Origin of the sequence: Variovorax sp. UC122_21 (genome assembly GCF_044056785.1) — a bacterium.
Taxonomy (GTDB): Bacteria; Pseudomonadota; Gammaproteobacteria; order Burkholderiales; family Burkholderiaceae_C; genus Variovorax.
This window is the reverse complement of sequence record NZ_CP172004.1, coordinates 1920633-1941084: the sequence shown is the minus strand read 5'-3', so window position 1 is coordinate 1941084 and position 20452 is coordinate 1920633. Positions and strand designations below refer to the sequence as shown.

General features: G+C 70.6%; 19 protein-coding genes and 1 pseudogene. 8 read left to right on the top strand and 12 right to left on the bottom strand.

The genetic code is table 11. From position 1 onward, the window contains the following. The first annotated feature begins 40 nt into the window (after nucleotides 1-40). From ACHMXE_RS21560 to ACHMXE_RS21550, 3 genes are all read left to right on the top strand, one after another. Nucleotides 41-934 (top strand): LysR family transcriptional regulator, encoded by an 894-nt coding sequence (locus ACHMXE_RS21560; protein ID WP_203201999.1) that lies wholly within the window; start codon nucleotides 41-43, stop codon nucleotides 932-934. Between the two features lie 254 nt (nucleotides 935-1188). Further along, complete coding sequence (locus ACHMXE_RS21555; protein WP_395351192.1) at nucleotides 1189-2049, top strand: hypothetical protein; 861 nt, start codon at nucleotides 1189-1191, stop codon at nucleotides 2047-2049. Between the two features lie 37 nt (nucleotides 2050-2086). Further along, on the top strand, nucleotides 2087-2926 hold the full coding sequence (locus tag ACHMXE_RS21550; RefSeq protein ID WP_395351191.1) for a hypothetical protein: 840 nt from the start codon (nucleotides 2087-2089) through the stop codon (nucleotides 2924-2926). On the opposite strand, the gene ACHMXE_RS21545 is transcribed toward ACHMXE_RS21550, so the two are convergent. From ACHMXE_RS21545 to ACHMXE_RS21510, 8 genes and pseudogenes are all read right to left on the bottom strand, one after another. Then, a complete protein-coding gene (locus tag ACHMXE_RS21545; RefSeq protein WP_395351190.1) occupies nucleotides 2923-4545 on the bottom strand; it encodes a TonB-dependent receptor in 1623 nt (540 codons plus the stop codon). The genes ACHMXE_RS21550 and ACHMXE_RS21545 overlap by 4 nt on opposite strands. Before the next feature lie 151 nt (nucleotides 4546-4696). Then, nucleotides 4697-5086, bottom strand: a pseudogene (locus tag ACHMXE_RS21540) (TonB-dependent receptor plug domain-containing protein); the annotation flags it as partial. A 92-nt stretch (nucleotides 5087-5178) separates the two neighbouring features. Then, nucleotides 5179-6669 carry an ABC transporter permease subunit gene (locus ACHMXE_RS21535; protein ID WP_395351189.1) on the bottom strand — a complete coding sequence of 497 codons (1491 nt, stop codon included), beginning with the start codon at nucleotides 6667-6669 and terminating at the stop codon, nucleotides 5179-5181. Nucleotides 6670-6685: 16 nt separating this feature from the next. Continuing rightward, nucleotides 6686-7405, bottom strand: coding sequence for a DUF3526 domain-containing protein (locus tag ACHMXE_RS21530; RefSeq protein WP_395351188.1), 720 nt, complete (start codon nucleotides 7403-7405; stop codon nucleotides 6686-6688). Further along, entirely contained in the window at nucleotides 7315-8085 is a 771-nt protein-coding gene (locus ACHMXE_RS21525; RefSeq protein ID WP_395351187.1) for an ABC transporter permease subunit, read from the bottom strand. Before ACHMXE_RS21525 ends, ACHMXE_RS21530 begins: the two co-directional genes overlap by 91 nt. Nucleotides 8086-8087: 2 nt before the next feature. Further along, nucleotides 8088-8795: an ABC transporter ATP-binding protein gene (locus ACHMXE_RS21520; protein ID WP_395351185.1), complete on the bottom strand. Its 708-nt coding sequence runs from the start codon at nucleotides 8793-8795 to the stop codon at nucleotides 8088-8090. A 168-nt stretch (nucleotides 8796-8963) separates the two neighbouring features. Next, complete coding sequence (gene ykgO, locus ACHMXE_RS21515) at nucleotides 8964-9113, bottom strand: type B 50S ribosomal protein L36 (RefSeq protein WP_057592821.1); 150 nt, start codon at nucleotides 9111-9113, stop codon at nucleotides 8964-8966. Between the two features lie 108 nt (nucleotides 9114-9221). Then, nucleotides 9222-9692: a Fur family transcriptional regulator gene (locus tag ACHMXE_RS21510; protein ID WP_395351184.1), complete on the bottom strand. Its 471-nt coding sequence runs from the start codon at nucleotides 9690-9692 to the stop codon at nucleotides 9222-9224. A gap of 181 nt (nucleotides 9693-9873) precedes the next feature. Here ACHMXE_RS21510 and ACHMXE_RS21505 point away from each other — a divergent pair, with 181 nt between their 5' ends. Beyond that, nucleotides 9874-10467 (top strand): PadR family transcriptional regulator, encoded by a 594-nt coding sequence (locus tag ACHMXE_RS21505; protein ID WP_395351183.1) that lies wholly within the window; start codon nucleotides 9874-9876, stop codon nucleotides 10465-10467. Beyond that, a complete protein-coding gene (locus ACHMXE_RS21500) occupies nucleotides 10464-11291 on the top strand; it encodes a siderophore-interacting protein (protein WP_395351182.1) in 828 nt (275 codons plus the stop codon). The genes ACHMXE_RS21505 and ACHMXE_RS21500 overlap by 4 nt, the downstream gene beginning before the upstream one ends. A gap of 132 nt (nucleotides 11292-11423) precedes the next feature. Here ACHMXE_RS21500 and ACHMXE_RS21495 read toward each other — a convergent pair whose 3' ends face one another. From ACHMXE_RS21495 to corA, 3 genes are read right to left on the bottom strand one after another with little or no spacing between them, the layout of a single operon-like run. After that, nucleotides 11424-12953, bottom strand: a complete 1530-nt coding sequence (locus ACHMXE_RS21495) for a DHA2 family efflux MFS transporter permease subunit (RefSeq protein WP_395351180.1) — start codon at nucleotides 12951-12953, stop codon at nucleotides 11424-11426. Further along, the gene (locus ACHMXE_RS21490) at nucleotides 12950-13426 is read right to left on the bottom strand and encodes a MarR family winged helix-turn-helix transcriptional regulator (RefSeq protein ID WP_395351179.1); all 477 of its coding nucleotides are present in this window, start codon (nucleotides 13424-13426) and stop codon (nucleotides 12950-12952) included. Before ACHMXE_RS21490 ends, ACHMXE_RS21495 begins: the two co-directional genes overlap by 4 nt. A 51-nt stretch (nucleotides 13427-13477) precedes the next feature. Next, the gene (gene corA, locus ACHMXE_RS21485) at nucleotides 13478-14455 is read right to left on the bottom strand and encodes a magnesium/cobalt transporter CorA (RefSeq protein ID WP_209543615.1); all 978 of its coding nucleotides are present in this window, start codon (nucleotides 14453-14455) and stop codon (nucleotides 13478-13480) included. A gap of 551 nt (nucleotides 14456-15006) precedes the next feature. On the opposite strand from corA, the gene mutS reads away from it, so the two are divergent. The 3 genes from mutS to ACHMXE_RS21470 are packed head-to-tail and all read left to right on the top strand — an operon-like array spanning nucleotide 15007 to nucleotide 19281. After that, nucleotides 15007-17604 (top strand): DNA mismatch repair protein MutS, encoded by a 2598-nt coding sequence (gene mutS / locus ACHMXE_RS21480; protein ID WP_395352738.1) that lies wholly within the window; start codon nucleotides 15007-15009, stop codon nucleotides 17602-17604. Between the two features lie 28 nt (nucleotides 17605-17632). After that, nucleotides 17633-18472 carry a proteasome-type protease gene (locus ACHMXE_RS21475; protein WP_057592829.1) on the top strand — a complete coding sequence of 280 codons (840 nt, stop codon included), beginning with the start codon at nucleotides 17633-17635 and terminating at the stop codon, nucleotides 18470-18472. Nucleotides 18473-18477: 5 nt separating this feature from the next. Beyond that, nucleotides 18478-19281 carry an alpha/beta fold hydrolase gene (locus ACHMXE_RS21470; protein WP_395351177.1) on the top strand — a complete coding sequence of 268 codons (804 nt, stop codon included), beginning with the start codon at nucleotides 18478-18480 and terminating at the stop codon, nucleotides 19279-19281. An 84-nt stretch (nucleotides 19282-19365) separates the two neighbouring features. Here ACHMXE_RS21470 and ACHMXE_RS21465 read toward each other — a convergent pair whose 3' ends face one another. Beyond that, a complete protein-coding gene (locus ACHMXE_RS21465) occupies nucleotides 19366-20361 on the bottom strand; it encodes a GlxA family transcriptional regulator (protein WP_395351176.1) in 996 nt (331 codons plus the stop codon). Nucleotides 20362-20452: the final 91 nt, after the last annotated feature.

Here is a 20452-nt window from a genome sequence, read left to right as displayed (position 1 = left end):
CCAATATCAAATACCTGCTCTGTGATACCGTTTACAGATCATGGATACCCGCCAGCTGCGCCATTTCGTGGCCCTTGCCGAGACGCTCAACTTCCACCGCGCGGCCGAGCGCCTGCACATGGCGCAGCCGCCGCTGTCGGCCTCGATCCGCCGGCTCGAGGAGCAGGTGGGCGTGCCGCTGTTCGTGCGCAACCGGCGCGGCACCGAGCTCACGCCAGCGGGCGCGGCGGCGCTCGAGGAGGCGCGGCGCGCGGTCTTCCATGCCGAGCAGTTCGCGCGCGCCGCGCAGGCCGCGTCGCGCGGCGAGGCCGGCATCCTGCGCGTGGGCTTCGTGGGCTCGGCCACCTATGCGCTGATGCCGCGCGTGCTGCCGCGCTTTCGTGCGCGCTATCCGGGCGTGCAGCTGCAGCTCGGCGAATCGACTACCGCGCGCATCGTCGAGATGGTCGAGGCCGGGGACGTCGACGTGGGCCTGGTGCGCTTCCCGATCGGGCGCGCCTGCCATGCGCGCATCTTCCCGGCCGAGCGCGACGTGTTCGTGGCCGCGGTCGCGGCCGACCATCCGCTGGCGCGGCGGCGTCGCCTGGCGCTGGCCGACCTGGCCGACGAGCCCTTCGTGATGTACGGCGCGATGGAGGTGCCGGGCCTGCATGCGGCGGCGCTGCTGGCCTGCCAGCAGGCGGGCTTCATTCCGAACGTGCAGCAGGAAGCGGTGCAGGTGCAGACGCTGATCAGCCTGGTCGAGAGCGGCCTGGGCGTGGCGCTGGTGCCCTCGGTCGCCACGCGCCATGTGGCGCGCAACGTCGTGTTCAAGCCGCTCTCGGGCGCGGGCGCGCAGGTCGCGATCGGCATCGCGCTCGCGCTGCCGCCGGGCGCCCAGACCTCGGCGGCGCAGCGCTTCCTCGAGAGCGTGCTCGAGCAGCCCGACGCGTAGGGGCGCCCGGCCTCGCTGCTCAGGACTTCTTCGAGAAGTCCAGCGCGCTCGTCAGGTCGCCCAGGGCCGGCAGGCCGTTCTGGTGGGGCCTTGGCCGGCGAGCTGTCGGCGTCGGCATTCGGATGCAGCGGCGCGCTGCGCACGGCCGCGCGCAGGCCCTGAACGTCGGTATCCGCCTACACGCGCTGCCGCTTCGCCCGACAACGCGCGTTCATGCGGCAGCGCATCATTCCTTTCGTCGGAGCGCCCGCCGCATGCGCGCCGACATCGCGAGCGCGCCAGGCCGGCCGCCCGGATTCCTGCCGACGGCGCCCTTGCGTGACGACATGCCCGACCTTCTTCCGAACGGCGATGCGCAGCCGCCATCGCCGCGTGCTGCGCCCGCTTCCCCGCCTGCTGCCCCTTCGGCCTTCATCGTCAGCCGGCGCCCCTTTGCCGTGAACTGGGCGCTGTCCACCTGGAGCGCCACCACGCTGGGCCCCGGCGGCCGACCGTCGGCCCCATCGATGGACAGCCTCATGGACGCCGCCATGCACGGCGTGCGCAACTCGCTGTCCGCGATCCGCCTCGGCGTGGACCTGCTCGCGCGGCGCGGCGACCTGAACGAGCCCGACGCGGTGCTCGAGCACCTCGACAGCGCGGCCGTGCGCGCCCATGAGCAGGCCGAGGAGCTCGCCGACTTCTGCCGGCTCGCGGCCGGGCGGACCATCGCCATGGCCGCGAAGCGCTTCCCGCTGCACCACGTGATCGGCGAGGCGATCGAGGCGCGGCGTTCGTCGCACGCGGCGATCGCGATCGAGCACGACCGGCTCGGGCATGGCGACTGCTTAGGCGATCCGGCGCGCCTCGCGCAGTTCGTGCGGCTCGCGCTCGAGGAACTCGCGCCGCGGGCCGCGTCGCGCTGCATCGTGGTCAGCGAGATCGACGGCGCGCGCTTTCGCATCGCCGTGCATGCGGTCGATGCGCCGACACGGGACGCCACCGAAACGCCGGGGCAGCAACTGGCCCGCGCGCACCGCCAGGCGCTGCTGCGCGCCATCGCGGACGCGCACCGCGGCGAACTGCGCCTCGTGGCCGGCACCTCGATCGAAGGACGCTTCGCCGGGGCCGGCTGACTATCATCGGACCCCCTTCCCCCGAGGAGCACGCACCGTGCCCCCTGCCAGCATCTGGATCGTCACGCCGCCGGACTATGTCCACAGCGGCGCCTTCGAGGAGTTCGCGCTCGCGCTGAGCGAAGGCCTGCGCGAACTCGGCGTGGCCGCGCCGATCATTCGCCGCCGCCCCGAGGGCGAGATGATCGTGCTCGGCGCCAACCTGCTGCCCTCGGTGCCCGACCGCCCGCCGCGCCGCGCGATCCTGTTCAACCTCGAGCAACTGTCGCCCGGCTCGCCCTGGTGGTCCGAGCGCTATCTCGACCTGCTGCGCCGCCACCGGGTGTGGGACTACAGCGCGCGCAACGTGGCGCTGCTGCGTTCGATCGGCATCGCGGCCACGCTGTGCGAAGTGGGCCATGCCGACGCGCTGCGGCGCATCGCGCCACGCGAAACGCGCGACATCGACGTGCTGTTCTACGGCTCGGTCAACGAGCGGCGGCGCGCGGCGCTGCTGGCCCTCGAGGACGCGGGGCTGCGCGTGGTCGCGCTGTTTGGCGTCTACGGCGCCGCGCGCGACGACTACATCGCGCGCAGCCGCATCGTGCTGAACCTGCACTACTACGAAGGCCGGCTGTTCGAGGTGGTGCGCGTGTCCTACCTGCTGGCCAACGGCTGCTGCGTGGTGTCGGAGACCGGCGACGACCCCGAGGCCGAGCGCGCGTACGCGGGCGCCGTGGCCTTCACCTCGTACGACGGCATCGTGCCCACCTGCCTCGCACTGCTGCGCGACGATGCGCGGCGACGCGAACTCGGCGCCAACGGGCTGGCGCTGATGCAATCGCGGCGGCAGGCCGATGCCCTGCGCGCCGCGATCGCGCAGACACCGGGCGCCTAGAAATCGAAGCGCGCCGACACCTCGAAGCTGCGCCCCGGCGCCAGCAGCACCTGGCTTACCGCGCGCCCGCCCCAGGTGGCGTAGAGCCGGTCGGTGAGGTTGCGCACGCGGAAGGTCAACAGCGCGGGCTTCAGGCGGTAGCTGACGGCCGCGTCGACGGTGGTGTAGCCGTCGATGCGGATCTGGTTGGCGTTGTCGGTGAAGACGTGGCCCGCATGGTTGAGCGAGAGGAACCACTCGAAGTTCGAGTTGTCGGGCCGCCAGGTGGCGAACAGGTTGGCCACGCGGCGCGGCACGTTGGGCGGGGTGTTGCCCACGCGCGAGACGCCGCCGGCCTCCACCAGGGTGTCGAAGCGTGCATCGAGCGCCGCGAGATTGCCCGCCAGCGTGAGCTGGCGCGTGGGCCGCCACACGGCCGAGAGCTCGACGCCGCGCGAGGACTGGCGGCCGTTGTTGACGGTGTCGCCGGGCTTGTTGGGATCGCGCGAGAGCACGTTGTCGAGCTCGATCTTGTAGAGCGCGGCGGTCCATTCGAGCCGCGCCTCGGGCAGGCTGTGCTTGAAACCGACCTCGGCCTGCTTGCCGCGCGACATCGGGAAGTTGGCATTCGACTGCGACAGCAGGAAGAACGAGCCCACGGGCACGGTGGCGTTGGTGTACTGCGCGTAGACGCTGGATTGCGGCGACAGGTCGTAGACCGCGCCGAGCCGGCCCGAGTCGGTGCGGTAGCTGGTGTCGAAGCGGCTGTAGCCGCCGGTGTTGAGGTCGGCGATGCCGCGCTGCACCTTGGTGCGGTCGTGGCGCCAGCCGCCCACCAGCGTGAGGCCGGGCAGCGGTTTGAGCGCATCCTCGACGAACACCGAACTGACGTCGACGCGCGAGGTGGTGTCGGTGCGGTTGCCGGCGCCGGTGGCGCTCAGGCGCGGATCGTCGCTGTAGAAGCCGGTGAAGGGCGCGAGCGCCGGCACGCGCAATGCGGCGGCGGTCGAGGCCTGGCCGTCGGAGAAGCGGCGCTGGCTGTCGAAGCGGGTGCCGCTGAGTTCGCCGCCGACCACGAAGCGGTTGTCCATGCCGCCGAAGGTGCCGTGGTGGGTGGCGTCGAAACGCTCGAGCCAGAAGTCCTGGTCGTGCGTGATCTGGGTCTGGTCGCGCGCGATGCTCGCGGGCGCGACGAACACGGCGCTCTCGGAATTGCGGAACAGGCGCTGCGACTTGTTGGCAGCCACCGTGTTGCGCCACGACCAGTTGTCGCCGAGGCGGCCGCTCAGGCGCGCGCTGAGCCAGTAGGTCTCGGACGTGTTCTCGTTGTCGAGCACGTTGTAGTTGATGCGCGCGATGCGTCGGTCGATCACACGGCCGTCGGGCGTGCGCACCACGCTCGTGGGATCGGTCGCGAACCAGGCCGGCACCAGCGGCGTGCCCCAGTAGGCCTTGTTGTCGTCCTTCAGGTAGTCGAAGCTCAGGTCGAGCTTGACCGAGCCGCCGAGGTCGAAGGCCAGGCCGCTGGTGAAGTGGTCCATGCGCTCGCCGCTGCCCGGCACGTTGCCGGCGCGGCTGTCGTTGTGGCTGTAGTCGAGCCGGTAGGCACCCGACTCGCCGACCGGCCCGCCGAAGCCCACGCCCAGGCGGGTCGATCCCGAAGCTGCCGTAGCCGACCGACAGCTCGCGGTTCGGGTTGTTGCGGTCGGGCCGCTTGGTCACGAAGTTGACGACGCCGCCGATCGCGCCTTCGCCGTCGAGCACCGAGGCCGGGCCCTTGAGCACCTCGATGCGCTCGTAGTTCCAGGTGTCCTGCACGCGGTTGGTGACGCCCGCGCCCGAGGTGCGCACGCCGTCGTAGAGATAGAGCAGGCTGGTGAAGCCGCGCGTCGACAGCGTGGTGGGCGAGGACGGCGGCCCGCCGCCCGCGAGGCCGGTGACGCCGCGCAGCGCCTCGCTGAAGGTGCGCGCGCCGCGCTGCTGGATCAGTTCCTGCGACAGCACCTCGACCGAGGCCGGCGTCTCGCGCACCGTGAGGCCCAGGCGCGAGGCGCTGCCGCTGCTGCCCTCGAGGTGCAGGCCCTCGGCGTCGCGGTTGCCCTCGACCGTGATCGCGCCCAATGCCTGTTGCGCCTGTTGCGCCTGCGGCGCCGGTTGTTCCTGTGCCTGCGCGCCCGCCATGGACAGCGCGGCGATGGCCGCGGCCACGCCCGACATCGTGTGTTTCATCTGAAATTCCCTCCGGAGATTGATCGTTCTTTTTGCGTGCGCGCTCAGGCCACCGAGAAGCGGCGCAGCCGCCAGCCCGCGAGGCCGAACAGCAGCAGGCTCGGCAGCAGCAGTTGCAGCACGGCCGCCAGCGCACGATCGCGCAGCTCGCGCGGCGATTCCTCGCGCCATGCAAACGCGGGGATGCGGTCGAAGTCGGCCGGCATCAGCGCGCTGCGTTCCTCGATGCGCGGAAAGAAGAAGTGCTTCCACGCGAGATGAAAGCCCACCGTCTGCGCGACGAACTGCGCATGGCGCCGCGCGCCGGTGCCCGCCAGCCCGGTCATGCCCTCGTAGGCCACGGCCGCGGGCGACAGCGCGCCGAAGCGTTCGAGCAGCCGCTGCTGGCCCGCGTGCTGGCGCTCGAAGCGCTCGAGCTCGGGCGCGATCGCCTCGTCGATCTCGCGCTCGATGCGGTAGTTGGCGAGGCCGCGCGCGCTGATCTCGATCTTGCCGTCGCGCGGCAGCAGCAGCGCGCCCTGGCCGACGTGCTTGTAATCGGTGCTCAGCAGCTCGGCATGGCGCTTCATGGCCGCGGCCGTGAGCGTGCGCGTCTGGGTCGCGAGCTCGGTGCGCGAGGGCGCGGGGCTGGCCTGCGTGACCGCGAGGTTGAGCAGCACCGGCGCCACCAGCACCAGCAGCACCCACGCGATCATCAGCACCATGGCATTGGTGGCCGAGGGCGCGCCGAAGGCATTGACCGCCACCACCAGCGCGAACCAGAACAGCGCATAGGCGCCCACCAGCAGCGCCCACCAGAAGGTGACCGTGCCCGCGCCCGGCGCCGACGGCGCGAAGCCCGCCTGCCGCGCCAGCAGCAGCACGCCCACGGGCAGCAGCACCGCCGGCACCAGCAGCGCGGCCGCGCGCACCGCGAGCTTGCCGGCCAGCAGCGTGCGCAGGCGCAGCGGCTGCGACAGCAGCAGGCGCAAGGTGCCGTTCTCGCGCTCGGCCGACAGCAGGTTGTAGCCCAGCACGAAGATCAGCAGGGGCAGCAGGTAGACCAGCACGAAGGCCAGGTCGAACTGGCCGCTCAGCAGGTACCAGGGGTTCTCGATGTCGCTCGGGTTCATGAAGGCCACGCGGCTCTGGTGCGTGACGCGGAACTGGCTCGGGAACAGGTCGCTGCGCCCGAGCGCGACCGGCCCGAGCGGCGCGCTCGGCAGGATCGCGTGCTGCGCGCCGTAGCTGCTGGCCATGCGCGAGGGATCGGCGGGGTTCTCGAACGGCGTGGGCTGGGCCCGGCCCGCGAGGATGGCCTCGAGCTGCGCGCGCTGCGCCGCGCGGGTGTCGCGGTCGGCCTGGGCCACGGCGGCCTGCGCGCGGTCGCGCTGCGCGGTCTGCGCGAGGCCGTTGCCGAGCGCGTAGCCGACCAGCAGCAGGAACAGCAGGGCCACGACCCAGACGCTGCGGTCGGCCAGCAGCAGGCGCAGCTCCTGGCGCATGACGGCGCGCAGCCGGAAGCCCTGGGGCGGTTGCACGATGGAGACGGACATGACGGGTTTCCTCGGTTCAGGCCAGCGCGCGCTGGCGGCGCACCGCGACGGCCGCGAAGGCGGCGGCCAGCAGCAGGCCGGCGCACAGCACGGCCAGGCTGCGCAGCTGGTGGCGCAGCGCCCAGCCCACGCGCGGCGTCCGGTGCACGAACGGCGGCACCTTGGCCCACAGCTCGGGACCCGACTGGTAGGCGAAGTGGCGGTCGCCGAGCGGATCGGCATGCGCGACCAGGTCCTCGCTCATCAGGTCCTGCAGCCGCCGGCGATGCAGCTCGGCCGCGGTGGTGAAGCTGCGGTGGTGCGCGAAGTCGGTGCCGGCCATGCCCATCGAGTAGCTGCGCATCGCGAGCAGGGGCAGCAGCAGGCCGCTCCATTCCTGCAGCCGCTGCTGGCGCTCCCAGGTGTCCCAGAGGCGGCCGTAGTGACGGTCGTAGACGGGGTAGGAGGCCTGGTCGTCGAGCCGCAGCGCGATGCCCCACTGGCTGAGCGGCACGTCGCGGCCCCAGCGCTCGGTGGTGCCGAAGGCCTGCAGCCAGGTGCGGTCGGAGACCTGCTTGAGCTCGGCCTGCAGCGCCTGGTTGAACGCGAGCCGGGTCGGGCTCGGATAGGCCGCGCGCGCCGCCTCGGACAGCACGCGCGGCGCCATCACGGCCTGCGCCACCCACAGCGCGAGCAGCACGGTGATGGCCGCGCGCGAGGTGGCGCACAGCGCCGACACGCCGAGCACCACGAACACGAAGGCGCCGAGGTAGACCGCATAGCCCAGGCTCCAGGCCGCCAGCCGCAGCAGCGCATCGGCGCGCTCGCCGGGCGCGGCGCCCAGTCCACCGCGAGCGCGGCGACCAGGGCGGCTGGCACCAGCAGCACCGCGAGCGAGGCCGCGAGCGCGAGCGCCTTGCCCGCCAGCAGCCTGAGCGGCGAGACGCCCAGGCTCAGGGTCTGGCGCAGGATGCCCTGCTCGCGCTCGCCCGCGAAGGCGTTGAAGCCCAGCACGATCACCAGCAGCGGCCCGAGCACCTGCAGGATCCAGCCGACCGAGAGGTTGCCGAAGCGCTGCAGGCCGGTGGCGTCCTGCGCGGGATTGAACTTGACCTCGCTCTGGCGGTGCGCCTGCAGCCACACGGTGCTGCCGATGTAGGGGTTGATGCCCGCATCGACCATGGCCAGCGGCGCCTCGGGCTTGAAGGCATGCATGCCCTGGTGCGCGGCGTCGTGCGGATGGCGCCGGTCCTGCGCCAGCCAGTCGCGGTAGTCGAGCGCCTGCGCGGCCTGCTGCTCGGCGCGCGCCTCGCGCTGGTGCGCCCAGCCCACGCCGAGCGCGGTGAACAGCAGCACCAGCACCAGGCCGCCGGCCCACAGCAGGCGGCCGTCGCGCAGCCGTTCGGTGAATTCGCGGTTCGCGATCCAGCGCCACATGCTCAGGCCCTCATGTGCTGCAGGTACAGCGACTGCAGGTCGATGCGCGCGATCTGCTGCGCGCCCTCGAGGCTGTCGACGAGGCGGCCGCTCTTCATGATGCCAACGCGCGTGGCGGTCTGCTGCGCATGGAACAGGTCGTGCGTGGTGGTCAGCACGGCCACGCCCTGGTCGGCGGCGCGCCGCAGCAGCTCGGAGAACTCGCTGGCCGCATGCGGATCGAGGCCCGAGGTGGGCTCGTCGAGCAGCAGCGCCTTGGCCTCCTTGGCCAGCGCGACCGCGATCCAGACCTTCTGGCGCATGCCCTTGGAATAGGCCGACACGCGCTTGTCGGCCGCCGCGTGATCGAGGCCCACCGCCGTCATGAGCTCGAGCAGCCGTTCGCGCGGCAGCGCGCGGCCCAGCGCGAGGCCGGCGAAGAAGCGCAGGTTCTCCAGGCCCGAGAGCGTGCCGTAGAGCGTGACGTGCTCGGGGATGTACGCCACGTCCTGCTTGGTCGCGAGCGGATGGCGCGTGACGTCGACGCCGTTGATCTCCACCGTGCCCGCGCTGGGCTCGATGAAGTGGAGGAACAGGTTGATGGTGGTGGTCTTGCCCGCGCCGTTGGCGCCGAGCAGGCAGTAGATGTCGCCCGCGCGGATGTCGAGGTCGAGGCGGTCGAGCGCGACATGGCTGCCGTACTGCTTGGTGAGGCCCTGTGCTCTGAGCATGGGAAGGTTCCGGTCGGAAGGAAGGAGCGGGAGAACGGCGCGCGCACGCCCGCATGCATCCGCGGTGGACGCGCGCAGGCTCACGCGCATGCGGATGCATGCCGTGGCGTTCGAAGGAAAAGGGAGTTGGCTGGGCACCGGCGCGGCCGGTGCCGTGGCTTCAGGCGATCAGCGGGCGCGCTTGTTCTTCGCGCCGCCCTGCCGCGCCTTGAAGCGCGGGTTGGACTTGCAGATCACGTAGGTGCGTCCGCGCCGGGTGACCACCTGGCAATCGCGGTGCCGCTTCTTGGCTTCTTTGAGGGAGGACAGGACTTGCATGGCGTCGCGCCGTTGGATGGAAACCAGCAGTCTAAGTTATTGGGAATACGTTCGCAATAACTTTGTAAAGAAGAATGAGCACCGCGCGGGTGCCTTGTTCGGCCCTGTTCAGTGCGATCGGCCGGCCGGTGCCGCCTTCGCCACGCAGGCCGCGCAGTTGCCGTGCAGGGTCACCTCGTGGCTCGCGACCTGGAAGCCCGGCGGTGCCAGGTCGTCCATCGGGCCCGGGCAGGCATGCAGCAGGAACACCTGGCCGCACGACAGGCAATGGAAGTAGTGATGGTGGTGGTCGCCCGCGCGGCCCTGCCCCTTCTCGTGTTCGTGGGCATGGTCGCCGTGCGCGTGCGCATGCGGCTCTTCCCGGCACGAGACCTCGTAGCGCGCGGGCTCGCCGGGCAGCTCGACCTTGGCGATCTCGCCGTCCGCGAGCAGCGCCGACACCTGGCGGTAGACGGTCGACAGGCTGATCTCGGGCACGAGTTCGCGCGCATGCGCATGGATTTCGGGGGCGGTGAGCACGCGGCTGGCATCGCTGAAGGCCGAGAACACGGCGGCGCGCTGGCGGGTAAGACGTTCCATGGCCTCGATGGTACGGCGCGTCGAATACCGCCTCGCGGCGCCGAGGGACTGCGTTGCCGGCTATCTAAATTGCCCATGGAAGCGCTCCGGTCTTGCCTCCCGCCCCTCTTGACGCGTCTATTTAGATATATCTAAAATAATTTAGACACAAACAGATATCGATTCAGAAAGAGAGGCTCCCATGCGCCATTTCCACTTCGACCATTGCCACCGCACCCCGCGCGGCGAGCACGAGGACGGCCTCTCGGGCGGCCGGGGCCGCGGCGGGCGCCACGGCTTCGGCGCCGGCCGGGTGTTCGGCCACGGCGGCCTGCGCTTCGTGCTGCTGCAGCTCATCGCCGACAAGCCCTCGCACGGCTACGAGCTCATCAAGCTGATCGAGGAACGCCTGGGCGGCAGCTACGCGCCGAGCCCCGGCGTGGTCTATCCCACGCTGACGCTGCTCGAGGAGCTGGGCCATCTCAGCGTCGAGAGCGGCGCCGAGGGCGGCGGCCGCAAGCGCTACACCCTCACCGACAGCGGGCGCGAGTACCTGGCGGCCAACCGCGAGACCGCCGAATCGATGATGGAACGCCTCAACGGCGGCGTCGACGGCGCCGGCGCGCGCGGGCGGCCGGCCGCCGCAGGTCACGCGCGCCATCGAGAACCTCAAGCTCGCGATGCGCCTGCGCCTCTCGGGCACGCCCCTCACCGAACAACAGGCCCACGAATTCGCCGCGGTGCTCGACAGCGCCGCACAACAGATCGAACGTCTTTGAAAGTCAACCGCACATGACCGACTTCTCCACCTCCCCCCAACCCGACCGCCTGCCGCGCCGCGTGCGCCACGACCTGCGCTTTCGCCAGCTCACGGTGAAGAGCGTGCAGCGCGTCACGCCGCACCTGCTGCGCGTGGTGCTCACCGGCGACGAGCTCGAGGGCTTCCACAGCCCGGGCTTCGACGACCACGCCAAGCTGTTCTTCCCCGACCCGGCCACCGGCCGCCTGACCCTGCCCACCATGGGGCCCGAAGGTCCGGTCTGGCCCGAGGGCCGGCCCACCATGCGCGACTACACGCCGCGCCGCCACGACGCGGCCGCGAAGACGCTCGAGATCGACTTCGCGCTGCACGAGGCCGGCCCCGCCACGCAATGGGCCGAGAACGCCAAGCCCGGCGACCGCATCGGCGTGGGCGGCCCGCGCGGCTCGTTCATCGTGCCGACCGAGTTCGACTGGCACCTGCTGATCGGCGACGACACCGCGCTGCCCGCGATCTCGCGCCGCCTGGCCGAGCTGCCCGAGGGCGCGCGCGTGGTGGTGCTGGCCGAGGTCGACGGCCCCGAGGACGAGATTCCGTTCGAGACCCGGGCCGCGCTCACGCTGGTGTGGGTGCATCGCCGCGGCGTGTCGGCGGGCCTGAGCCCCATGCTGCTCGAGACGCTCAAGAAGCAGGCACTGCCCGAGGGCGACTACCACGCCTGGGTCGGCTGCGAGACCGGCGTGGCGAAGGCCGTGCGCGCGCACCTGGTGGGCGAGCGCGGCGCGAATCCGAAGTGGATCCGGGCCTCGGGCTACTGGCGCCGCGGCACGGCCGCGACGCACGACGCGATCGAGGACTGATGCGTCTCTCTCCTTCCCCCTCTGGGGGAAGGCCGGGATGGGGGCTGCGGGCGCTCGACGCGCTTGCAACGATGGCAGGGCCCCGGTGCCCCCACCCCAGCCCTCCCCCAGAGGGGGAGGGAGCAAGAACGCTCAGTGCGGCACTTCCGCCGGGCCCGAGGCCGCCGCGCGCTTCGGGCTGCGGATCAGCAGCAGCAGCGGGATCGCCACCAGCGTGATCACCATCATGATCGCGAAGTCGTCGAGGTAGCCGACCAGCGCGCCCTGCCGCGTGACCTCGGCGTTGAGCAGGGCCAGGCCCAGCGGGTTGTCGGGCGACATCATCGAGGGCAGCGTGGCCAGCGCCGGATTGCCGGGCGCCACGGTGGTCGCGATCTGCGCATGGGCGGCGCTCGAGCCCTCGGTGAGCAGCGCCTGCACGATCGAGATGCCCACGCTGCTGCCGATGTTGCGCAGCAGGCTGAAGATCGGCGTGCCCTGGTTGCGCAGCCGCGGCGCCAGCGTGGCGAAGGTGGCGGTCGACAGCGGCACGAAGGTGAAGCCGATGCCCAGGCCCTGCACGAAGCCCGAGACGATGATCAGCGTGCTGTCCATCTGCAGCGTGATGCGCGTCATCTGGTAGAGCGAGAAGGCCGTGAGCCCAAAGCCTAGCGCCATGATCGCGCGCACGTCCACGCGCTGCACCAGCCGCCCCACCACCAGCATCGCGATCATGGTGCCGATGCCGCGCGGCGCCGTGACCTGCCCCGTGTAGACCACCGGATAGCCCATCAGGCCCTGCAGGAAGTTCGGCAGCAGCGCCATGGTCGCGTACAGGATCATCCCGACGATGAAGGCGAACAGCAGGCCGGTGACGAAGTTGCGGTCCTTCAGCAGGTCGCGGTCGAAGAAGGAGACGCCGCGCACGGTCCAGGTGTGGACCACGAAGAAGCAGAAGGCCACCAGCGAGGCCGCGGCCTCGAGCCGGATCTCCCACGAGTCGAACCAGTCGAGCTGCTCGCCGCGGTCGAGGAACAGCTGCAGCATGCCGATGGCGAGACTGAGGGTGACGAAGCCGAAGATGTCGAGCTTCTCGCCCTGCGGCCGGCTCTCGGGCAGGTAGCGCGCGATGCCCCAGAAGGCGAAGACGCCCACCGGCAGGTTGATGAAGAAGACCCAGCGCCAGTCGAAGTTGTCGGTGAGCCAGCCGCCCAGCAGCGGCCCGAGGATCGGCCCGACCATGATGCCCGCGCCCCAGATCGCCATCGCCTGGCCGACCTTCTCGCGCGGGTTGATGTCCAGCAGCACCGCCTGCGACAGCGGCACCAGCGCCGCGCCGAAGATGCCCTGCAGCAGCCGCGCGCCGACGATGCCCACCAGCGAGGTCGCCAGGCCGCACAGCGCCGAGGCGATGGTGAAGCCGATCACCGAGATGATGAACACGCGCCGCCGGCCCCAGTGGCCGCAGAGCCAGCCCGTGAGCGGCAGCGCGATCGCCGAGGCCACGATGTAGGAGGTCAGCACCCAGGTGATCTGGTCCTGCGAGGCCTGCAGGCTGCCCTGCATGTGCGGCAGCGCGACGTTGGCGATCGTGGTGTCGAGCGCCTGCATGATGGTCGCGAGCATGATCGAGACGGTGATCATCCCGCGGTGCGGCACCGCGGTTCCGGGCGCGGTGCTCATCGGTCTTCGCCCTCGGGACCGTTGCTCCCCGTGATCTCGAGCAGGCTGCCGCGCACCTTGCCGAGCAGCGCCAGCAGCTGGGCGCGCTCGCCGGGCGCCAGCACCGCCATCACGCGCGCATTGAGCCCGTCGCTGAGATTGAGCGCGGCATCGAGCGCCTTCTCGGCGCTGGGCTGCAGGTGGATCAGCTTCACGCGCCGGTCGGTGGCGCTGGCCTCGCGGCGGATCCAGCCGGCGGCCTCCATGCGGTCGCACAGGCCGCCCACCGCCATCGGCGTGAGCTCCAGCCGCTGCGCGAGCTCGGCCTGCGACAGCGGCGCCTCCTCGCCTTCCATGGCCAGCACGCCGAGCAGCCGGCACTGGGCGCTGCTCAGGCCGATGCGCTCGCGCGCGAGGCGGTCGAAGGCTTCGCCGTAGCGCTTGGCCACGTCCTTCACGATGAAGCCGAAACGCTGGCTGAAGTCCCTTTTCATAAGGGACTTGATTATCTACATGTTTATTAGTTGGGCCTTAGCGGCCCGCTCTCAGAGCCAGCCCGCGCGCCGGAACCGGTAATAGAGATAGCCGCAGGTGGCCGCGATCAGCGCCAGCGCCGTGGGGTAGCCCCAGCGGAATTTCAGCTCGGGCATGAATTCGAAGTTCATGCCCCAGATGCCCGCGAAGGCGGTGCACACGGCGAAGATGCTGGCCCAGGCCGCGAGGCGCTTGGTGACTTCGCTCTCCTCGATCGTGACCATCGAGAGGTTGACCTGGATCGCGGTGGCCACCGTGTCGCGCATCGCGTCGATCGAGCCGTTGATGCGTCCCAGGTGGTCGCCCACGTCGCGGAAGTACTCCTGCGAACTCATGCAGATCTGCGGCACCCGACCGCCGTGCAGCTTGCCGGCCGCCTCGGTCAGCGGCGCGACCGCGCGCTTGAGCACCATGCTGCGGCGCTTGAGCTCGTAGAGCTGCTTGATCTTGTCGCGCGCTGCGCCGCCCTGCGTGAAGATCTGCTGCTCGATCGATTCGAGCTCGTCCTCGAGCGCGTCGATCACCGGGAAGTAGCGGTCGACCACGGCGTCCATCAGCGCATAGAGCACGAAGCCGGCGCCGTTCTTCAGCAGTTCGGGCTCGCGCTCGCAGCGCTCGCGCACGCCGAGGAAGCCCTGGCGGCTGCGGTTGCGCACCGACAGCACGTAGTTGCTGCCCACGAACACGTCGACCTCGCCGACATGGATGCACTGCTCGCCGGCGTCCGAGGGCTCGACCAGGTGCATCACCACGAACAGCGAGTCGCCGTACTCCTCGACCTTGGGCCGCTGGTGGCCGTGCTGGGCGTCCTCCACGGCCAGCGGATGCAGGCCGAACTCGAGCTGCATCACGGCCAGTTCCTCGGGCGTGGCGTCGCTGAGCGCCACCCAGACGAAGCAGCCGGGCCGCGAGATGTAGTCGCTGATGCTCTCGACCGGGATGTCGGCCAGCTTGGCGCCGTTCTCGTAAGCCACGCAGTTGATCAGCATCGGCGCTCCAGGGTCGCGGTTGGATTCGGGGGTGCCGATGGTGCCACGGGGCGGCATGCGGCTGCCTGACCGCCGGGAGACGGAGCGCGAAAGTTAAAACATTCCTGATCGCAAGCGAGCGAAGGTTCTTTTGCGTGACTTTTTTCTCATTTCTTTCATCCGCCTACAGCTCTTACCGCGCAAAGACTGACAGGCGTTGTGCGGGCGATACACGAACATTGCTGCGCTGTCACGCAAAAGGGGCGCCCTACCGATAAAGAAGAGCAGCCGCCCGCAGTCATCAGGGAAGAACTCCACCCGCCCACGTGCGGGTGTTTTTTTGCCCGCTCGCATCCTCTGCCCCTCGCTTCCCGCCGCGCGCCGCCCACCGGCTTGCGGGTCGGCCACAATACCGGGCGCCCCGCGCCATGGCCTGGCCGGGATCCAGCGACGAAGCGTCCATGCCCGAACTCTCAGACCGCACTTTCTCCAACGCCAGCAATGGCTTACGCGCCCATTCCGTGACAGATACCCTCGCCGCAGCCGCCCCCGATTACGCCGGTCACACGCCCATGATGGCGCAATACCTCCGGCTCAAGGCGGACCATCCGGACACCCTGCTCTTCTACCGGATGGGCGATTTCTACGAACTCTTCTGGGCCGACGCCGAGAAGGCCGCGCGCCTGCTCGACATCACGCTGACCCAGCGCGGCCAGTCGGCCGGGCAGCCGGTGGTGATGTGCGGCGTGCCCTTCCACTCGGTCGACACCTACCTCGGGCGGCTCATCAAGCTCGGCGAATCGGTGGCGATCTGCGAGCAGGTCGGCGAAGTCGGCGCCGCCAAGGGCCCGGTCGAGCGCAAGGTGGTGCGCGTGGTCACGCCCGGCACGCTGACCGATGCCGAACTGCTCAACGACAAGGCGGATGCCACGCTGCTGGCGGTGCATGCCGGCACGCGCAATTTCTGCGGCCTGGCCTGGCTCAGCGTGACCGGCGCCGAACTGCGGCTGGCCGAATGCCCGGCCGACGCGCTCGAGGCCTGGATCGCGCGCATCGCGCCGAGCGAGCTGCTCTACGGCGCCGAGGTCACGCCGGCCTTCGAGCAGCGGCTCAAGGCGGCGCGCAGCGCCACGCCCTTCACGCTGTCGGTGCGGCCGGCCTGGCAGTTCGACGGCGGCCTGGGCGAACGCAAGCTCAGCGAGCAGATGGGCAGCCAGAGCCTGGCAGCCTGGAATGCCGAATCGCTGACCAACGCCCATGCGGCGGCGGCCGCGCTGCTGGGCTATGCCGAGCACACGCAGGGCCGCGCGCTGTCGCACCTGCAGCGGCTCACGGTCGAGCGCGACGGCGACCTGATCGAGCTGCCGCCCACCACGCGGCGCAACCTCGAGCTGGTGCAGACGCTGCGCGGCGAGGACTCGCCCACGCTGTTCTCGCTGCTCGACACCTGCATGACCGGCATGGGCAGCCGCCTGCTCAAGCGCTGGCTGCTGGCGCCGCGGCGCGAACGCGGCGACGCGCAGGCGCGGCTCGAGGCCATCGGCGCGCTGCAGGCCACCGTGCTCGGCGGCGCCGGCGCGCCCTGGCGCACGCTGCGCGAGCAGCTCAAGAACACCAGCGACGTGGAACGCATCGCGGCGCGCATCGCGCTGCGCCAGGTGCGCCCGCGCGAACTGCTGGCGCTGCGGCTGGCGCTGGCCAAGGCCGAGCAGCTCGCGCCCGCCCTGCCCGGCGCCGCGGCGCTGCTGGCGCAGATCGCCGAACGGCTGGCGCCGCCGCCGGGCTGCGCCGAGCTGCTGGCGAGCGCGATCAAGCCCGACCCGGCCGCGCTGGTGCGCGACGGCGGCGTGATCGCCACCGGCCACGACGCCGAGCTCGACGAGCTGCGCGAGATCAGCGAGAACTGCGACGACTTCCTGCTCAAGCTCGAGGTCAGCGAGCGCGAGCGCACCGGCATCAGCAACCTGCGGGTGCAGTTCAACCGGGTGCACGGCTTCTACATCGAGGTGACGCAGAGCGCGCTGTCGAAGGTGCCCGACAACTACCGCCGGCGCCAGACGCTGAAGAACGCCGAGCGCTTCATCACGCCCGAGCTCAAGGCCTTCGAGGACAAGGCGCTGAGCGCGCAGGACCGCGCGCTGGCGCGCGAGAAGTGGCTCTACGAGCAGCTGCTCGACGCGCTGCAGGCCTCGGTGCCCGCGCTCACGCGCCTGGCCACGGCGCTCGCCACGCTCGACGCGCTGTGCGCGCTGGCCGAGCGCTCGCACACGCTGCACTGGCGCGCGCCGAGCTTCGTCTCGCACCCGTGCATCGAGATCCAGCAGGGCCGCCATCCGGTGGTCGAGGCGCGGCTGGCCGAGAAGTCCTCGGGCGGCTTCATCGCCAACGACACCCAGCTCGGCCCGCAGCAGCGCATGCAGGTCATCACCGGCCCCAACATGGGCGGCAAGTCGACCTACATGCGGCAGGTGGCGATCATCGTGCTGCTGGCCTCCATCGGCTCGCACGTGCCGGCCGCGGCCTGCCGCCTGGGGCCGATCGACGCCATCCACACCCGCATCGGCGCGGCCGACGACCTGGCCAACGCGCAGTCGACCTTCATGCTCGAGATGACCGAGGCCGCGCAGATCCTGCACGGCGCCACCGCGCAGTCGCTGGTGCTGATGGACGAGATCGGCCGCGGCACCAGCACCTTCGACGGGCTGGCGCTGGCCGCGGGCATCGCGGCCCAACTGCACGACCGCGCCAAGGCCTTCACGCTGTTCGCCACCCACTACTTCGAGCTCACGGAATTCCCGGCCACGCACCATGGCGCGGTCAACATGCACGTGAGCGCCACCGAGGCCGGCCGCGACATCGTGTTCCTGCACGAGATGCAGCCCGGCCCGGCCAGCAAGAGCTACGGGATCCAGGTCGCGCGGCTGGCGGGCATGCCCGCGGCGGTGGTCAACCATGCGCGCCAGGCGCTGGAAGCGCTCGAGTCGCAGCATGCGCAGACGCGCGCCCAAGTCGACCTGTTCGCCCCGCCCCCGGCCTCCGAAACCCCCATGATCAGCGCCGTAGAATCCGCGCTGTCCGCGCTCGACCCCGACGCGATGACCCCGCGCGAAGCCCTAGACGCGCTCTACGCCCTACAGAAACTGAATGCACGCGACCGCGGAGCCCCATGAGCAGGCACTGCTCTTGCGAGACGAAAAAATGACTTATTGCGTAGGCATCAAACTCAACGCCGGCCTGGTGTTCCTGTCCGATTCGCGCACCAACGCGGGCGTGGACCACATCAGCACCTTCCGCAAGATGATCGTCTACGAGCAGCCCGGCGACCGCGTCATGGTGCTGCTGTCCTCGGGCAACCTCAGCATCTCGCAGTCGGTGCGCGAGATCCTGCAGATCGAGGAACTGCGCGAGACGCAGGAGAACGGCGAGCCCGGCACGCCGACCACGATCTGGAACGCCAAGAGCATGTTCGATGCCGCGCGCGTGCTCGGCTCGGCCGTGCGCCACGTCTACGACCGCGATGCCGAGGCGCTCAAGCATGCGGGCCTGGACTTCAACGTCTCGTTCATCTTCGGCGGCCAGGTCAAGGGCGAGGGCATGCGCCTGTTCCTGGTCTACGCGGCCGGCAACTTCATCGAGGCCACGACAGAAACGCCCTACTTCCAGATCGGCGAATCGAAGTACGGCAAGCCGGTGCTCGACCGCGTGCTCACGCCCGAGACCCCGCTCGACGAGGCCGCCAAGTGCGCGCTGGTGTCGATGGACTCGACCATGAAGTCCAACCTCTCGGTCGGCCTGCCGCTGGACCTCGTGGTCTACGAGGCCAACAAGCTCGAGACCGACCGCGTGATCTGCATCGACGCCGACAACCCCTACTACCGCATGGTGCACAACAGCTGGGGCCAGAAGCTGCGCGAGGTGTTCGACAGCATCGAGGACCCGGTGTGGGACGACAGCGCCACCGAGCATCCGCTGAAGATGCCGGCCACCCGGCACGGCGCGCTGCGCAAGATCTCCACGCCCGACGAAAAGCTCATCTGAACCCCGTGCCGCCGATCGTCTTCTCGCACGGCAACAGCTTTCCCGCGAGCACCTACCGCGTCGTCCTCGACAGCCTGCGCAACCGCGGCTTCGAGGTCGATGCCATCGAGAAATTCGGGCACGACCCGAAGTACCCCGTCACCGACAACTGGCCGCACCTGGTCGAGCAGCTGGCCGACTTCGCGCGGCCGCGCGCCGAACGCGCGGGCGGGCCGGTGTTCCTGGTCGGCCATTCGCTCGGCGGCTTCCTGAGCCTGATGTGCGCCGCGCGGCATCCCGCGCTGGCGCGCGGCGTGGTGCTGGTCGACTCGCCGATCCTCGGCGGCTGGCGCGCCAACACGCTCAACATGGTGAAGCGCACGCCGCTCATGAAAAGCATCTCGCCGGGCGCGATCAGCCGCCGGCGCCGCAACAGCTGGGAGCACCGCGAGGCGGTGTTCGAACATTTCCGCAGCAAGAAGGCCTTCGCGAAGTGGGACGAGCAGGTGCTGCACGACTACATCGACCACGGCACCTTCGACAGCGAGGACACGCGCGCGCTGAGCTTCGACCGCGACGTCGAGACCGCCATCTACAACACGCTGCCGCACAACCTGGGCGCGCTGCTGCGCAGTCATCCGCTCAAGTGCAAGGCGGCCTTCATCGGCGGACGCCAGTCGGCCGAGATGAAGCGCGTGGGCATGGCGATGACGCAGCAGGTGACCAAGGGCCGCATCGCGATGCTCGACGGCACGCACCTGTTTCCGATGGAGAAGCCGCTGGCGACCGCGGCGGCGATCGAGGCGGCGGTGCGCAACCTGATGGCCTGAAGCGCCCCACCCACCCGTTCGGGCTGAGCTTGTCGAAGCCCTGCGCAAGGCTGCTACAGGCTCAGCCCGAACGGATGGGGCCATTCAACGGAATCTGGCCCGGTAATCGAGCGGCGGCACCCCGAAGCGCCGCTGGAACGCGCGCCGCATGATCTCCTCCGAACCGAAGCCGCAGCGCTGCGCCACCGCCTTGATGCTGGCGCCCGACGATTCCAGCAGCCGCGTCGCGCGGTCCAGCCGCATGCGTTCGACCGCGTGCGCGGGCGTGACGCCGGTGCGCTGCAGGTAGAAGCGCGCGAAGGTGCGCGGCGCCATCGCCATGCGGTCGGCCAGCCGCGCCACGTCGAGCGTCTCGTGCAGGTGCTCGTCGATCCAGCCATGCAGCGACTCGATGCGCGGGTCCTCGGCCTCCTGCGCGAGCAGCGCGCTGCTGAACTGCGACTGCCCGCCCGGGCGCTTGTAGAACACCACCAGCTTCTTCGCCACGCCGATGGCGATGGCGCGGCCGAGGTCGGCATCGACCATGCCCAGCGCCATGTCGATGCCGGCCGTGACGCCGGCCGAGGTCCAGCGGCGTCCGTCGCGGAAGTAGATCGCGTCGCGCTGCACCTCGATGCGCGGGAAGGCCGCGCCCAGCGCGTCGCAGGCGCCCCAGTGGGTGGCGGCGCGGCAGCCGTCGAGCAGGCCCGCGCGGCCCAGCACGAAGGCGCCGGTGCAGACCGAGGCGACGCGGTCGAAGCGCGCGCCATGGCGGCGCAGCCAGGCCTCGGCGGCCTCGGTGCCGCCACCGCCGAGCTGCGTCGACGGGTTCCAGGCGGCCGGCCCGCCTGGTGCGACGACGGTGCTGGTGCCCGCCTCGGCATGGCGCACGCGCGCGGGCCAGGCCTCGGCCTGCACCGCGAGCCCGCTCGAACTCGCCACCGGCCCCGCCCTGGCGGCCAGCACGCGCGTGCGGTAGACCGGCGCGCGGCCCGCGAGCCGCAGCTCGTCGTTGGCGGTGGCGAACACCTGCAGCGGACCCGACACGTCGAGCAGCTGGAAGCGCTCGAACACCACGAACCAGACGGGCAGGATCGACATGGGGACGTTGCCTTCGCGAAGCAGAAAGAGGCAGCAGAACCGAAGCCGGCGGGCCGCGCCAGGGCTGGCAGGAATGATGGGGCAATTGTCT